General features: G+C 38.6%; 26 protein-coding genes. 3 read left to right on the top strand and 23 right to left on the bottom strand.

Annotation, left to right across the window (positions count from 1 at the left end; all coding sequences use genetic code 11):
• Positions 1-32: 32 nt before the first annotated feature.
• The 15 genes from PB1_RS15155 to PB1_RS15220 all read right to left on the bottom strand — a co-directional run bounded on the left by PB1_RS15155 (position 33) and on the right by PB1_RS15220 (position 10,231).
• Entirely contained in the window at positions 33-917 is an 885-nt protein-coding gene (locus PB1_RS15155) for a hypothetical protein (RefSeq protein WP_004438524.1), read from the bottom strand.
• A 22-nt stretch (positions 918-939) separates the two neighbouring features.
• Positions 940-1,641 carry a hypothetical protein gene (locus tag PB1_RS15160; RefSeq protein ID WP_004438526.1) on the bottom strand — a complete coding sequence of 234 codons (702 nt, stop codon included), beginning with the start codon at positions 1,639-1,641 and terminating at the stop codon, positions 940-942.
• An 82-nt stretch (positions 1,642-1,723) separates the two neighbouring features.
• Positions 1,724-2,095, bottom strand: a complete 372-nt coding sequence (locus PB1_RS15165) for an Acb2/Tad1 domain-containing protein (protein ID WP_004438529.1) — start codon at positions 2,093-2,095, stop codon at positions 1,724-1,726.
• 40 nt (positions 2,096-2,135) lie between these two features.
• Complete coding sequence (locus PB1_RS15170) at positions 2,136-2,576, bottom strand: hypothetical protein (protein ID WP_004438531.1); 441 nt, start codon at positions 2,574-2,576, stop codon at positions 2,136-2,138.
• 92 nt (positions 2,577-2,668) lie between these two features.
• Positions 2,669-2,884 (bottom strand): hypothetical protein, encoded by a 216-nt coding sequence (locus tag PB1_RS15175; RefSeq protein WP_004438535.1) that lies wholly within the window; start codon positions 2,882-2,884, stop codon positions 2,669-2,671.
• A 12-nt stretch (positions 2,885-2,896) separates the two neighbouring features.
• A complete protein-coding gene (locus PB1_RS15180) occupies positions 2,897-4,162 on the bottom strand; it encodes a phage minor capsid protein (RefSeq protein WP_004438537.1) in 1,266 nt (421 codons plus the stop codon).
• 179 nt (positions 4,163-4,341) lie between these two features.
• Positions 4,342-5,835, bottom strand: coding sequence for a phage portal protein (locus PB1_RS15185; protein ID WP_034645440.1), 1,494 nt, complete (start codon positions 5,833-5,835; stop codon positions 4,342-4,344).
• A 12-nt stretch (positions 5,836-5,847) separates the two neighbouring features.
• On the bottom strand, positions 5,848-7,113 hold the full coding sequence (locus tag PB1_RS15190) for a PBSX family phage terminase large subunit (RefSeq protein WP_004438545.1): 1,266 nt from the start codon (positions 7,111-7,113) through the stop codon (positions 5,848-5,850).
• Positions 7,106-7,876 (bottom strand): phage terminase small subunit, encoded by a 771-nt coding sequence (gene terS, locus PB1_RS15195; protein WP_004438548.1) that lies wholly within the window; start codon positions 7,874-7,876, stop codon positions 7,106-7,108. Before terS ends, PB1_RS15190 begins: the two co-directional genes overlap by 8 nt.
• 344 nt (positions 7,877-8,220) lie before the next feature.
• On the bottom strand, positions 8,221-8,568 hold the full coding sequence (locus tag PB1_RS15200; RefSeq protein WP_004438549.1) for a hypothetical protein: 348 nt from the start codon (positions 8,566-8,568) through the stop codon (positions 8,221-8,223).
• Between the two features lie 154 nt (positions 8,569-8,722).
• Positions 8,723-9,172, bottom strand: a complete 450-nt coding sequence (locus PB1_RS15205) for a helix-turn-helix domain-containing protein (RefSeq protein ID WP_004438552.1) — start codon at positions 9,170-9,172, stop codon at positions 8,723-8,725.
• Between the two features lie 19 nt (positions 9,173-9,191).
• Positions 9,192-9,389, bottom strand: coding sequence for a hypothetical protein (locus PB1_RS15210; protein WP_004438557.1), 198 nt, complete (start codon positions 9,387-9,389; stop codon positions 9,192-9,194).
• A 181-nt stretch (positions 9,390-9,570) separates the two neighbouring features.
• Positions 9,571-9,744 carry a hypothetical protein gene (locus tag PB1_RS17590; protein WP_004438559.1) on the bottom strand — a complete coding sequence of 58 codons (174 nt, stop codon included), beginning with the start codon at positions 9,742-9,744 and terminating at the stop codon, positions 9,571-9,573.
• A 62-nt stretch (positions 9,745-9,806) separates the two neighbouring features.
• Entirely contained in the window at positions 9,807-10,016 is a 210-nt protein-coding gene (locus tag PB1_RS15215) for a hypothetical protein (protein WP_004438563.1), read from the bottom strand.
• Between the two features lie 32 nt (positions 10,017-10,048).
• Positions 10,049-10,231 carry a DUF3954 domain-containing protein gene (locus tag PB1_RS15220; protein ID WP_004438565.1) on the bottom strand — a complete coding sequence of 61 codons (183 nt, stop codon included), beginning with the start codon at positions 10,229-10,231 and terminating at the stop codon, positions 10,049-10,051.
• Between the two features lie 189 nt (positions 10,232-10,420).
• On the opposite strand from PB1_RS15220, the gene PB1_RS17850 reads away from it, so the two are divergent.
• The 3 genes from PB1_RS17850 (at position 10,421) to PB1_RS18350 (ending at position 11,514) form a co-directional block, all read left to right on the top strand.
• Positions 10,421-10,579: a hypothetical protein gene (locus PB1_RS17850; protein ID WP_004438567.1), complete on the top strand. Its 159-nt coding sequence runs from the start codon at positions 10,421-10,423 to the stop codon at positions 10,577-10,579.
• A gap of 148 nt (positions 10,580-10,727) precedes the next feature.
• Entirely contained in the window at positions 10,728-11,222 is a 495-nt protein-coding gene (locus PB1_RS15225; protein WP_004438569.1) for a CBO0543 family protein, read from the top strand.
• 166 nt (positions 11,223-11,388) lie between these two features.
• The gene (locus PB1_RS18350) at positions 11,389-11,514 is read left to right on the top strand and encodes a hypothetical protein (protein WP_004438572.1); all 126 of its coding nucleotides are present in this window, start codon (positions 11,389-11,391) and stop codon (positions 11,512-11,514) included.
• A gap of 162 nt (positions 11,515-11,676) precedes the next feature.
• Here the strand turns inward: PB1_RS18350 and PB1_RS15230 are convergent, their stop codons facing one another.
• The 8 genes from PB1_RS15230 to PB1_RS15270 form a co-directional block, all read right to left on the bottom strand.
• Positions 11,677-12,012 (bottom strand): DUF5052 family protein, encoded by a 336-nt coding sequence (locus PB1_RS15230; RefSeq protein ID WP_004438575.1) that lies wholly within the window; start codon positions 12,010-12,012, stop codon positions 11,677-11,679.
• Positions 12,013-12,024: 12 nt separating this feature from the next.
• Positions 12,025-12,297: a hypothetical protein gene (locus PB1_RS15235; protein WP_004438579.1), complete on the bottom strand. Its 273-nt coding sequence runs from the start codon at positions 12,295-12,297 to the stop codon at positions 12,025-12,027.
• Positions 12,298-12,325: 28 nt separating this feature from the next.
• Complete coding sequence (locus PB1_RS15240; protein ID WP_004438581.1) at positions 12,326-12,649, bottom strand: hypothetical protein; 324 nt, start codon at positions 12,647-12,649, stop codon at positions 12,326-12,328.
• A 39-nt stretch (positions 12,650-12,688) separates the two neighbouring features.
• Positions 12,689-12,925: a helix-hairpin-helix domain-containing protein gene (locus PB1_RS15245; protein ID WP_004438584.1), complete on the bottom strand. Its 237-nt coding sequence runs from the start codon at positions 12,923-12,925 to the stop codon at positions 12,689-12,691.
• Positions 12,926-12,934: 9 nt separating this feature from the next.
• The gene (locus PB1_RS15250) at positions 12,935-13,387 is read right to left on the bottom strand and encodes a hypothetical protein (RefSeq protein ID WP_004438588.1); all 453 of its coding nucleotides are present in this window, start codon (positions 13,385-13,387) and stop codon (positions 12,935-12,937) included.
• Between the two features lie 110 nt (positions 13,388-13,497).
• Entirely contained in the window at positions 13,498-13,701 is a 204-nt protein-coding gene (locus PB1_RS17595) for a hypothetical protein (RefSeq protein ID WP_155816444.1), read from the bottom strand.
• Positions 13,702-13,733: 32 nt separating this feature from the next.
• The gene (locus tag PB1_RS15260; protein WP_004438594.1) at positions 13,734-13,931 is read right to left on the bottom strand and encodes a hypothetical protein; all 198 of its coding nucleotides are present in this window, start codon (positions 13,929-13,931) and stop codon (positions 13,734-13,736) included.
• A gap of 431 nt (positions 13,932-14,362) precedes the next feature.
• The gene (locus PB1_RS15270) at positions 14,363-14,548 is read right to left on the bottom strand and encodes a hypothetical protein (RefSeq protein WP_004438598.1); all 186 of its coding nucleotides are present in this window, start codon (positions 14,546-14,548) and stop codon (positions 14,363-14,365) included.
• Between the last annotated feature and the right edge of the window lie 7 nt (positions 14,549-14,555).

Consider the following 14,555-nt stretch of genomic DNA (forward strand, 5'->3'; position numbering starts at 1 on the left):
ATATTAAAAAGAGGGCACAAAGCCCTCTGTCATTACACAGCCGTATGGAATTTTACGCCCGCTGCTTTCTTTTCGATAACAAACACATCCCAGTATTTGCGTTCATAGTACAAATACTTTCCGCCTGTTGCCGCAGTTGGTTCGTCAAGATCAACAAATTCATATTTTTGCGGTGAAATAACGGAAAGTGGATGAACAAGAATCATATTGATTTGTTTAGCTGTTCCGTCTGGTACCGCTCCGTCGGTGAAGTTGTACGCTGTTTTCATGCGGCTGGACGGCACAGTGACGATTGTAACATCATCCAATGAATAGACGTTTCGATTGACGGAACCATTGTTTTGCGTTACCATCAGCGTCCGTTGAATGTCTTGAGCCTGCTTAAGAATCTTTTTAACCGCAGGAGTGACATAAAGAATACGTCCATTTTGTGGCACTTCGGCATCATCCATTTCTTCCATAAATGTGTCGAAGATGGACAAAACGTTGCTTTCAGAAAGTGCCGTCGTATTGGCTGTACCGCCGTAAGCAAGGAACTCGGCGTACAGTTTCGACGCCATGTATTTGTCCATTTCCGGGATTTTTTGTTCATCATTGAACACACGAGTAATATTTGCAATGGACAAAGCCATGTTCGTTTCATCAATGTCTGCCGGGTCCACAAGGGTACGGAATTCTCGGTCGTGTTCTAGTGTTTTTGTTTCCCAGCTATTATCAGCGCGACGTGTGAAGCTTCCTACTACATCACGGTCAACATCGACAAAGCCACCAGTAGTGATACGTGGAATCTGAATCGTTTTTGCGTTAATCCATTTAACTGTTTGGTTATTAGGCGTGTTATACAAAGCATTAAACATTAATCCTTCTGCAAAGCGTTGTTGCAGGGCTTGTTGATAGAGTTCAGCATAGTTTGGCATTCTTTATTACCTCCTAATAGTTTTAATTTTTAAACGCGTTGAGCCACTTCTCCAATTCGGATTGTGGCTGCTTTTGATGTTGCCCTGTTGTGAATTGTGGTTTCGGGTCTTGTTGTTGCGGTTCTTGTTGTGCCTGTTTGAAATGCGGATACTTTTCCACAACTTTTTGGATAGCTGCTTCAATATCTGTTTCTTCGTTGACAAGTGTTTTAGCAAGAATGACAACATCCTGAACATAATCCGCATGAACTCCGGATTTCATGGCGGAAATCTGCGCCTTGAGCGAAGCATTTTCTTCATTGACTGTGTTGAAATTGGTTTCAAGCTCTTGCAAGCGTTCAGCCTGCTTTTGTGCTTCGGTCTTTTGGCTTTCTTGCCACTCTTTGAATTTTTGAAGGCCTTCTTTCGCGGAATTGAAATCTTCAATTCCTAACTGCTTAAGCAATTTTTCTTGTGCCTTTTTCGCTTCTTTCGCGACGATATTGTTTACATCGTCTTGTGTGAAGGTTTTAGGTGGATCCTGTTGATTTTGTTGATTTTGCGGTTGTTGGCCTTGTCCTCCATCTCCTGCCGGCGTTTGGTTAGGAGGTTGATCCCCTTGGCCGCCTTGACCACCTTCTCCACTATCTCCGCCGTCACCATCAGCAAAAAACTGCAAATTTAAACGCAACAAACCTTCGTCATTAATTGGCTGACGATATGCCATTGCTTTTTTAATTTCCATGATAAAACCTCCCATAAGGGTAATTTCTTTCGTTTTCTTTTACGCCCACCCCGAATAAACGGGCAATCTATTAATAACAAGATTATTTAACGTTTGTTCCTTCTACACCGCGTTTTTCTCTTCCTAATGTACGTTTTCTAAGCCATAGTAAAGCTTCTTCTAATGCAGTGATAGCCAAAGCATTTTCCCTGCATCTGTACTCGCTTTTTTGAAAATGTTCTAAACGACAAATTACCATGGAGATTAGATCCTCGTTGCTCACTCCATTTACTCCATGTTCCTTTATTGGGCCTTTTTGAAACTTTATATCCTGCAAATGTTCAAAAGTGTCTCCATTACCTTTTAAGGTTTTGTTCCCGTAAACTGAAAAAACGTGAGGTGCATTAAATTCAGGCTCATCGTGATAAATAGTCGTGTACTTATCGGTTAATAAATCATGTTCTAACTTTTTCATTTCTTTTTGCCTCCCACTTTTTACTCAAAATAAAAAGAACCTATCCAAAATAGTTAGGTTCTTGCGGTTTTTTAAGTTCATTTATTTCCTGCTGGAGCTGCACAAGATGATAAGACATGCTCTGAATAATCTGCTCTTGCTTTTGCAACTCATTTACATGACTTTCTAATTGCTCGATCCGCTGTAGCAAGTTTTCCATAACAAAGTTTTGCGCAACGTTTACCTTATTGAGCGTTTCCGTTACTTCATCAGTTTTCTGAGCTTGTCCTTTTTGATATGGCATCCAATCCCGCTGCCCGCCATTTTGCCCTTGTTTCACATTAAGATTAAAAAACATCCCTGTCGGATTCAAAACACACAAATGAACTGTTTCGTCATCGACTACACCTGTAACAATAGCCGCTCTTTCTTCTGACTTATATTCCCCGTTTGGAGTTCCATAACTTTTGTAGTACACAATTCTTCCTACTGTTGGTTTCATTAAAAAAAACCTCCTTAATAAGCTATCAAACTTCCATCAAAAACCCCAATCTAACTTTGATAAAACGATATGATTGATTATTTAACAATCATTTAATCACCTGCGCTTAAGAAAATATCATTTTTAGCAGATTCAATCATTCCCAATCTTTCAAGAAAAGATATATCACCAATTGCACCGGTAATGAATTCACCATCATTCAACATAATCTGAATGGTAAATCCTTTAATTTTTCCATCACGGTAAAGCTTGTTAATTTCTTCAATTGACCAAGCAACATCGTTTGATACTAGATTTTCAACGAGCACGGTATCACCGCCTTAATTATTAGGTATCTTACTTCCGTCAAAATTCCCTCGATCTCTAACCTTAACAAAACGATCTATCGGATTATTTGACGATTCTGGATTAGTAGATTTCGTTTTACTATTTTGCGTTTCTTTTTTGGATGAAGAAGGAGATCCACTAATACGTGGATTATTTAGCGCTAATTGTTCACGCGAACGGTTTCTGGTTCTACCTGTTTGCTTGAAAAATTCTCGCATGTTTTCTTGTGCCTGAAGAACTTTTTCGCGCGCTTTCTTCATACCTTCTTTATCATGCAATGCTTCCATCATGTTATATTCTCTCTTAGCCTTCCGGATCTGCCTTTCAAGATAGCGTTGCTGTTGGCTTTCCTCATACGCTTTTCGGTTTTTTTCGGCATCATAAGGTTTAAACCTCTGCTTCGTGATGCCAGGAATAAACGGATATTTCACATGACGGCAGTTAATGCCGAACAACCCATCAGGCTGGCCGTATGATGTGGAACTGAAAGGCGGGTATTTGTCGCTTGTTCCACTCAAGGAAAAGATTCTGCCTTGATATGGAGCACATTTTGGTCTTGCTCCCATATGAGAACTAACCTCAATCAAATCCACCCCATATTCCGCCATACGGGCATCCTGCATGTCATTTGCAATATTGTTGCTCATGGTTCGAGCAATCATACTTAAGTATCCTTCCGTACTCCATTTTCTCCCCGCCTTATCAATGAGTGCCGGTATCCCATCATTTGCCCACTTTGCAGCTACTTCTCTAAGCGCTTCTCTCGGAGTTTGAACACCGGCTAATACTTTCCCTACCGTTTGGTTCACAATGTCCAAATATGCCTGTTCTGCTTGCTGAATAAGCGTTGTGTTTACGAGATTGAAAGTGTTCATTGCCTGCGCTTGATATGCACTCAAAATCGCTTGTAAAGAAGTGCTTACTTCCGGTCCTGTTGGAGGTTGAATCGCCAACCCTAATTGTACCGCTTCCTGCAAGTCACCTTCATATTCCTGAACGGTTGTATATCCTGCTTGCTCTAACATTTTCGTAACTTCATCAATGGACAAACGAGCATACTTTGCAATCATGATGATATTTTGTTGAGTCAGCGCTCCGAGTTCTGATAGTTTTTGAACTTGCCAGGAATGGATATCTTCATCAAACAAACCCTTGTGCTTTTTCAATCGTTTCGCAATGTTAATGAGGATCTGCTCCTCGATAGCAAGAAAGACCTCAACAACAGGCATCGTTAGTTGCTGCTGTTTGAGTGGATCCATTTAATAAACCTCTGTCGCTATCACAATTTCATTAAAGAAAGGCGCCCTATTAATCCAATACGATCCATACATTAGATCGTATTTTGGTCTAACTTTGTACCAATGGCCACCTTTTATTTTTCTGTAAAATTGAATGCCGCTTAAAAAGTATTTAATTTCCCATTTTATACGGATCAAACTTATTCACCTTCCGAATTTCTGTTTTTACTCATCCCAAAAAAGTCAATCGCTTCGGCTGTTGCCGTTTGCTGTTCTTCCCGGATTTCTTTCAGCAAGCGCTCAGCTTCTTCTTCTGTAAGTCCATGAATCTTCATGATGGCTTTTTTCTTTGAAGTAAGCCCGTTGCTAACAAGCTGAATCTGCTTATTTATTTCGGCTGTCTGATCTTCTGCAATGGAATCATCAAATGTGACAGTGACCTCGTAATCTTCTGGGCCAGCAAAAATACCGTATAATTCCGCAACCTGGACGATAACTTCCACCAATTCCTGCAGCCCGGCTTCAATTATCGTTTCATGCCCCTGTTTTGTGCGGAACGTCTTACTATTTTCTGAAACAACCTCCGTAGCTGTTTTAACCCCTTTTCCATCGAAAGTGAAGGAGCCAGCACTAAACCCAATTTGCATGGCCAAAATGTTTAACAGGGAGTTGATAGCCGAAATGTGCTCCTCTACCCTCAACGCAACGGAAATGTCTTTGATTCCGTCCGAATCCTGGTCAAAGTTAAAAGCTTCATAGACTTCATCATTGGCATCAAAATAACGATTCATCTGGCCGGTTTGTGGATCAACGACCGTTTTAATTGCTGTAGCAGGAACAAGAATCCGTTTCTTCCCCAGCCTAAACTCACGCTGATAGCTGTCAAAAGCAATATCCAGCGAATGAAGCGTGTCCAAGGCATTAGCAAAGACGGATATTCCCAAAGGGCTTGTAATGTCGATATTGTTCGCTGTATTCGGCTTGAAATAGACAAATAATGGCCGTTTCAGATTCTCAATAGTAGCTTCTTCTTTAAGGTTTGGGAAGAAGTCTTTCAGCGATACTTTAACACCTAAATCCGTGCTATTATTGCTCTCGTACACTTCATTCTTGATAACGTACTGATCACCTTCCCACAAGTGCCATTCTAAATGGGTATACTTCTTGTTCCCTTTTCTGAACTCATTGACAAAGACACCCTCGTTGATTCCTTTGTTATCCCATCCTAGAGGGATAAAACAGTCAGCCGTTACATATGACAACTTAATTTGGTCATTTTCCGCATATGCTTTGATGACCATTCCGCCAAGGGCAAAATTGTATTCGAGATAGTCCTGAAATTTTTTATAAAAACTATTAGTCTTGAAGACTTGCTTGATATTTTCTGACAACTGCTCATCAGAAATACTAATCTCACATTTTTCATTGAACACGAGAGTTGCTAGTTCTTGGGCAACCACTTTAGGCATATTCAGCGTTTTCATTGTCCGTGTTTTTTGGCCATTAATCGTTTGATATTGGACCTTGTGCCATTTCTCATAGTAGCCCTTATAGAGTGCCTTCCAAATATCAATTTGCTGATATTGTTCCTCACTGACCTGAATATCCTTGTGATCCGCCAGCTTCTTTATGCCTTTTATCAATCCCATCCTGTACATCACCTGCCTTATCTTGGCGATTAGGCTTTTAAACACCAAATCACACCCTTATAGCACATATCGTTTGTAAAAGTAGTTCACACTGTATCTAAATTCATCCATTGCATGGTTAAAATCATCAATCGGTTTGCCGTTTTCATCCCGACTGTACATACCAACCTCTTTTATGAAGTTGTAATGATCGTATTTATCGTTTTCTACAAGGAAAAATTGCTCATTGGTAATGGCGTTCTGAGCACGTTCAATCCCAACCTCGATTCCTTTTGAAGAACCTTTTATATCATGAGCATTATTGTTCGCCGGCCGTGTATCTATTCCAATCAAATGCAGCTCCTCGCGCAATGACTTACAGGCAGGGTCCACAAAGAACTCCGTATAACGCATCTGGAACTTCTCTACACACCAATTCACAAAAGCTTTGATTTCCCTTGCATAAACGCTCATGGCTTTTACTTGGCCAGTTTCTGAACCAGAATGATAATAATTAGCAACCCTGTTCAATCGGAATTTGCCGTTGTATCTCGTAACAATATTGCAAGAAACACTTGTTGCATCCCCCTGCCCACCGTCAGCTGTAAAAAACATTTCGTACGGTTCGCCCAAAAGCGTAGATAAAATATGCTTGTCCATATCGAACATGCCATAAATAACACCTTCGGGCATGACGCGCTTTCCATACCAGTCACGCTGCAGCAAGTACGGATTCTTTGAAAGAGTTTCATAGATTTCTTGCTTTCGTTCTTCCGAGATAATCGGATTGTCCTGGATAGTCCAATGCTTCCAGCGTGTTTTCTGAACTTCGAACACTTCTTTGATAACCGGGTGGTTCGGCGGAGGCGGGTTTAAGTCTGCCAAGTGATACCGCATCTTTGCGGCAAAAGTACGGCGAAAACATTCCTGAATCATATTCATGTGCAAAAGATTAATCTCACAAAAAATGACGGATCCAAGCGACATACCAGTGATAGCTTTTACACTATCGACTTTCCCCCCGCCTTTGTAATACACTTTCTTAATGCCTGTAGGCGTATAAACTTCCAAGTAATCTCCTAACCTATCGCTTTTGGGCTTTGCTAAATCTCCAAAAATGTGAATTAGTCCTGTTCCATCACCGTCAACAAAAAGACGATAAGCCTGTTCTTGGTTATAGGCCACAATCAAGTGATTTTCATCAGGTGTAACCGTCAAATAATAAGCAAAGCGAAAGTGTCCAGCTGTCGTTTTCCCTGACCGCGGCGTTCCCTCATTTACTTCAAGAGTCACGTCAAATGGCGCACGGATGATTTCTTTTTGTTTAGGAGAAAACTCAATCATCACTTGTCACCACTTTGATAAGGGCATCAAGTTTAGAAGTATCCTTAGCAGCACCTTTAAGCTGTTTAGTACGCTCTTCAATGAATTCTGTTTCTTTCTTGGTTTTCTCGATGCCGAATTTCATCTGTTCAAGTTTTAATCGGCGTTCATCGTTCATGCTTGCCATCTCTTCAAACTGCCTAATTAAGCTTCGCAATTCGGACATGGCCCTGGATTGAGCGTTTAGGAAGGTAGCATGACGATCCCAAGCGAATTGGAATTCGTATTCTCTTTCAACATAAGTTGGAATTGATTCAATATTCCCATCCTTATCTTTGCTGCTTTCCAATTCCGTTTTCTCTTTCTTGAGCTCTTTAATCATTTCATCTTTTGCTTCAACAAACATAATTTGCTGGGCTCTGATGATGGCAGCATATTGTATTTGGATTTGGTCCCATATTAAATCAGCAGGACTTTTTTCTTCTAACATTCCCATGATCTCAAGCGTTTCTTGTGGGATGTATTTAGAGAAAAAACCATGCTTCGTAGCATTTTGATTATTCTTTGGAGCTCCATGTCCTTTTGCATTTTGATTGCCGGGTTGACCGCCACGTTTTTTTGTGTGCACACTTTTTTCTTTTGTATGCACACCATCACGAGACCATTTATAACGAGTCTTCCAGGATTTCACCGTGTTTATAGTGACACCGTATTTTTCGGCGATGTCTTTATATTTCATGCCTTTCAGGTAATCCTGGTAAGCCAATTCCTTTTGATCGGCCACTACATCTCACCCACCTCCAACTGTTATTCGTTTGTTTTGGAGCAAAAGAAGAACTCCGAAGAATTACATCACTAGAATAGGCATATAATAAAATCAGTCTCTCCGGAAAGGAGGGTAGTTTGAGTGAAAGAAACATTAAGGCGTATCACTTCCTTAAGGATTTCGTTCTTGTTTTTAAGAATCGAAATGACCTTTAGGAAGTAAGTATTATAGGCTTACTCGTTCACCTTAATTATTTAGGGCGCATGAGTAAGCCTATAATTAATCAAATTATAATAATAATGACTTTATTTGCTGAAATTATTTCTTCAAATAAAAAAGCACCCCGAAGGATGCTCTCAAATTTACTCTTCCTTTTTTAATTCTAAATAGACAGACTTCTCATATAATCCATCAATTCTTACTACATATTCTTTAAGAACCTCTTCTAAAGAATAAATACCGCCTGGGGATTCGCCTTTTTTTAAGCGTTCTATTTTATGTTTCACTATGTCTGTGAAGAATTGACCCACTGCCACTTCTTTATCATATTGGGAATTAACCTCATCAACGAAATCATGAGTTAAAATTCGGTTAAAAGAATAATATACAACAGCGTTAACGAGAGTTAATTGTTTGCCATAAACACTTGATGCAACATAATAATTTCCTAACTCGTCTCTAATTAAATCACGGTTAACTAAGATTTTCATAAAATCATCCTCCCTATTGTTTCAATAAGAAGTTTCGACATATTCTATGAAAATCCTTTTAAGAAAAACAATAAAACACCACCGAAAGGTGGCGTTCAAAAGAAAATCAGCTTACCAACCAGGGAGCTGCTTCCGCTCCGTCCTGCCTCCCATTTTACACAGCCGACTTTTTATTTTGCAAAATTGTATCATTTGGAACATCTGGAACATTTTTCGTTAACTGTTCAACAATTGAATCTTTCAGTCTCCGAATATGTGAGTGAGACAACCCCATATGCATGCCGATCCATCTGTAACTTTTCCCTTCAAGCAGCCAGTGCAGCACTTCAAATTCACGCTCATCTTGAATGACATGAATACGTTCTTGAATGATTTTGACCTTTTTCTCATATTGCTCAATTTTCTTCCAGCGTTTCTCTCGGCGCAAATACTCCCTATAAATCGGATCACTCGTAGTTCCCTTTCCTTTTGGCATTGAAGCTTCAATTCCGTACTTGGAGGTAATGCCTTCCCCGGCTTCTTCCATTGATTCCCGCATGATTCGGATTGAGTTTATCATCCAATGATAATCCTTTAAAATTTGCTCAATTTCTTCTTTACGCATATTTGACCTACCCACCTTCTTATTTCTGCCTGAACGCCCCGCCTTTGCCCCGTGAATACCGAGGGCGATTCATACCCATGAGATATATAAGGTCACTTTTAGAAAGCTTATCCGTTTTCTTTACTGCCGTTTTTTTCTCCGAAGGCTTTTTCTTTGGCCGTTGAAAAGAATTTTTCTTTTCCCATTCTTTTAATTGATCTCTTAACGATAAATTCATATACTCAACTCCTTTAGTTGCCAAAATCTCGCTTTTTGGGTAATTCAGTTGCAAAGAGTAGAACAATAATAAAAGGACACCAATCAGGGCAGGGTTTTCCTGCTCATGATTAGTGCCCTCGATTCTTTCGTAAGGCTTTTATATTCTTGATTTCAAATGAACATTATCTTCGTAATGCGAATTAATCCACTTTTATCAAAAGAACCTTATCCTCGTACAATCCATAAGGAATATAGTAGATGTTGTCACCGGACCACTTTTTAGCCCCTACACTTTCTAAGGCCTCCTTCTTACTCATACCATCAGAAATATACTTTTTAATTAAATCCGTTATCTCTTTTGCAAATGGATTCATAATTACCTCTCCTTTTTCTTATGTCTCTTTTTGTGTCGAACACGTTATCTTCGTACTGTTCACTAAACAAAAGCTACTGTTTCTTCTTCTACCTCGTCATAAACAGCAATCCAAGGGACTGTTTTTAGTTTCTTTCCGCAAGATTCGCACTCTAATTCTTCAAAATAATAACTTGATTTCTTACTATTTACGACATCTCTTAAGTCGTAGTCTGCATAATCAAACCCCATAGGATTTTTGCACTTTGGACAAGGGAAAGTTAATACTGGCATTTTTATTCTCCTTTCTTATTACACAGTTTGTGTCAAATCCGCACCCTCTCACTCTTAATCACATCTAAAACCTTCCCGTCTTTCCATACTGCCGTATATTCACCATAGCCCGTTTGAGGGGCTTCAATTTTCGTAATTTTTCCGTCCTTTACTACATACAATGAGTTATCCATAAGACTAATTTCCGCAGTCATTTTTTCAACATTCACGTTCACCAAGACCCCTCCCATGGTATAATTTAAGTGGGAGTGCCGGGAGAGATCCTGGCTTTTTTAATTTTTATTAAAACTCAACACTTTTTCCTCATAGTAAAGAATACCCCACTAGCCCGCATTTGATTTTAAACCTCACTCACTGATATTCTTTTACCAAGGGCTTCCATCCGAACCTAGGAGGAAAATGTTTTGGCATTAGTTAGAGGAAGTAAAGTAAAATTTGATTCAGAAATCTATGTGATTTTTTGGATTTACAACAATGGGTATTGCGAAATTAAGAAAGATCATGATATTAAGTTAGTTACACTGTCTGATCTTACACCTCTAGATAATACAAACATTAAGTAGAATTCTCGGTTTTGGAGCCCTATTAAGCACTCATTTCTAATCGAATGGGTGCTTCTTTTTTTGCATTTTGCATCAACTGGTACGATATTACTTTTGCATACAAAATTTTTATTCAGGTAACAATATCCCCAAAAAGGGGGATTCTAAATTGGCGTATAAAGTTGAAAAAACTATTTTAGTCTCGTCTTGGATTGTTACGCTTTTATTATTAATTCGATTTGTACCAAGGGATAAAATTCGTGAAGCACAGATACCGTTTTTATTTAAACAGATTGTAACTTGGCTTTTTGGATTAATTGTGGTAGAGAAAGGTCTAATTGAATATCCTTATCGACTTCTCTTTAAGAAAACTTATAAAGGGAGTTTTTGTTTTGAATATTTTATTTACCCAGCATTATGTGCTTTGTTTAATCTTTATTATCCAGAAAAAAGAAATGCTTTTATAAAAGGTCTTTACTATTTTTTCCACACATCACTTATTACAGTTTTTGAAATAATTGCTGTAAAGTACACTAAGCTGATTCAATACAAAAAATGGACCTGGTACTGTAGCTTTATTACAATATGGATTACTTATTACATATCCCGTTTATACTATAGATGGTTTAATAAAAATCAATTTTCGAATGCATTAACACCATAAAGCGATTAAGGTAATCGCTTTATGGTAATTTCACGATTCTCCATTCTGTCCCCCCCTTAATTATCACAATGCTTATTTTGTTTCCTTATAACAAACCTTCTTAGAATATGGACAAGTATGTCTGCATATCTTTCCCATAAACCCCAAAGAAGGAGGTCATTAAGTAATGACATCAATTGAAGTTTTCGGATGGACATTATCAAACATCTTAGGGATTATCTTTATTATTTCTTTAGTAGCACTATCAAGAAAACCTAGTACTAAAAAGAAAATGACTCAATTCTATGATTAAAGAAAAGATAACCAGGATAAAGGGACAACACATTAGCTGTAACTGGCCATCCCTCTTAAAATCAGATGTATGATCAACTTATTTTTTGGAAAAACTATATCCGAGCAAGGCAATTATCCCATGTCAAAATTAATTCCATATCATTGCCTTGCTCGCCCATGCTTATTTTTCTTCAACAATGACAGTAGCGTTATAAATCAAAACGCGTTTCCCATTTATGTCGAATTTGATTTTGTTTCCATATTCATTGACTTCAATATCGAATTTCCCTTCGTAGCGTTTAATCTCGTTTCCATTTGAGTCATAGACAGTAGCCACTCGTTCCAACCCTCCAAATTCTGAATCTATGTCCTTTTTTGCTCTTTCAAACGATTCGCAACCTGTCATACTCACTAATGAAAGACCTAAAGCCAACATGACCGCCAATTTATTTTTCTTCATCATTGTTTTCCCTCCAATAATTCTGGATTTTCGTACACAAAACTTAATCTCTCTCATACTCAGAACCTCCTAATCTAATAAACTTCCTTGCTGAACCTCACCATATTCCCGGGCAAACGTACGTTTCATTAATTCTAATACATTACTGCAATACCTTTTTGGAGTATGACTCAGCAATCCGTCCATACCATATAGTTCGATAAAATCGTAATTAATCAACTCATCTATCGATTGGCAAAACCCGGTTTTTGGAACAAAAGATTCGCCGTCGAAATACCCTCGATATTTGGGATGCGGACCACTATCTTCGTTATAAGCAAAGACAAAAATTTTGTTTTTCAAACGTCTGCCCCCTTTCTATGAAACTTAATTACCAATAACTCAGATTCAGTAAATCGACTCGGTTATTAAATCGATCAATGTATTCAATCCATTTATAAAGATTGTCACCACCTCCGTGGAACTTCCTGGCATAGGAAATAGGGAATTTCTTATTGCCAGTCAACTCACAGAAAAACAGGCTTCCTCCTATCCTAGCTATAAATTTCTTTTTGTCTTTAATGTGATAAGCAGTAATTCGGAAGTCTCTTTGGGGTTTTCTATGACCAAAATGCTTCTGGATCATTTCCTGTAGACACAAGCAGTGTTCGATTTCCAGGTCCTCCAAAACTTCTTTGAACAACTCTAACTGCACGATCACCACTCCTTGAAAACTCTATACAAACGGAATTTCCTATCCTTCCTTTCCAAACCTCTGCAAGAAAAACTCCCGAACTTTCCACGCTGTCTTTTCACCTATGCCTGGTATTTCTTCGAGGTTTTCCAGGATATTCACCAAATGTTCGATATCTGATTTCCTCTGCTCTTTAGCTCCTGCTGAAAATCCCCGGTTCCATGCTTCCATCAGTTTTGGATCTATGGGAGAAGCAGGTTTCTTCTCCCGTTTGATTTTGCGAAGTGATTTGCCCATGGGATCCCTTCATTCTCTCCAGCAAATTAGTTGAGGCCGTCCAGTATATTTAAAATCTTTTCCTAAAAACTGAGCAAAAGTCATTTCTTTATAACCTGTTTCAGTCTCAAACCAACCTACGGAATCTAATGAAATTTCTTCAACATTCGGACCCTCATCGCCGTAATAATCTTCATCAATTCTGTTCATATGATCAGCAATTGCTTCTTCTTTTGTTGTGGCTACAATGTATTCGGGCCTATCGTCACCGACTGCGAAAATTTTAAAATCAGGCAGTAAGGTTACGTTATCAATTTCAAATTCTGTATCATTGTAATTCCAATCATTATGATCCATATTGTCAGCAGCACGTTTAGCAGCTTCATCAATGGCAGGGTCATTGTTGCCCTGAAAATCTCCCTCAACGATGACTTTTGTTGTGAAAGTTTGAGTAATAGATAATTCCACTTCAAATTTTTTCATTTCTTTGTTCCTCCCTTTTTATCGCACTATATTTGTCAACCGCGAATCTTCGGAATCTCATTCCCGTCCATGGTTCACCTTCATCGTTCAGATTATCTTCGAATTGTGCATTAAAGAAAATCGTAAAATAATGCTTTGCATTCTCCGCAATAGTGTAGTCTTTGATTTTCACTAAATCGATTTTTCCAAGACTGTACAAATGGCTCTTTGCCAAGTGGGAATAATGCTCTTTGTTGTATAGGCTTAACTTCGATAGCTTCATAATCTTCTTCGTCTATTGCTTTTTTACAGTGATTGCAAGTATAAGTCATCATGTAAGTTCACCTCCTAATTTTCGTACTATTCACTAAATCTCTTTAACAAGTGCTACCGAAGCACTAACATAATTACATCCCAATCTCTTATATTTTTCTTCAAGCTGTGTAATTGCTTCACGAACGGCACTGAAGCTATCGCCGGCTTCCACATAAACTGTAGGTTTTGCACTGATATGCCCCACTCCATCATTTGCTCTTACATTGCAATGACAAATAAAGTTCTTCACATTCTCACTCCTTCGCAATATGTGTCAACCACGAATCTTCGGAACCTCCGTTCCGCCAAAATGTTACACCCATTTACCACATATTAGGCATTCATCATGGTCTGGTTGCATAACAGCTTCTCCAGGGATATATGACCAAACTTCATGTGTAATAGGATGGTGACAGCGCGATTTGAATCGTTCAAATCTATCATTGTGACTATCATGCTTGTATTTGCATTTTGGACATTGGATGAATTCAAATGCGATGATTTCGGCAAAATCAAAATCAAATATCACTTCACGATGTTTGTAATAAACATCACCCTTTTTAAACTCACGCCCGCACGTTTGGCATTTCCGTTTTAACCTTCTGGAAGCAACTCTCCTTTTCATTTCATCACCTCAGTTTAGGAATCTCATTCCCATCAGATTATCTTCGTTACTGTGCACTAATCTATGAATAACTGCTTTAATTTATTGCCTTGTACGATAAAGTCTAATGTATCACCGTCTGCATTAACTGGATGAATATAAAATGTTACAGTGCCCAGAGAATCTTTTGTCACACGAATTGCGTGGTCAATCACACCTTTTTCTAAGTTTTCTTTCAAATATTGTTCAAGATTTTTTGTCATTTGATAT

The sequence above is a fragment of the Bacillus methanolicus PB1 genome, from assembly GCF_000262755.1.
GTDB lineage: Bacteria > Bacillota > Bacilli > Bacillales > Cytobacillaceae > Bacillus_Z > Bacillus_Z methanolicus.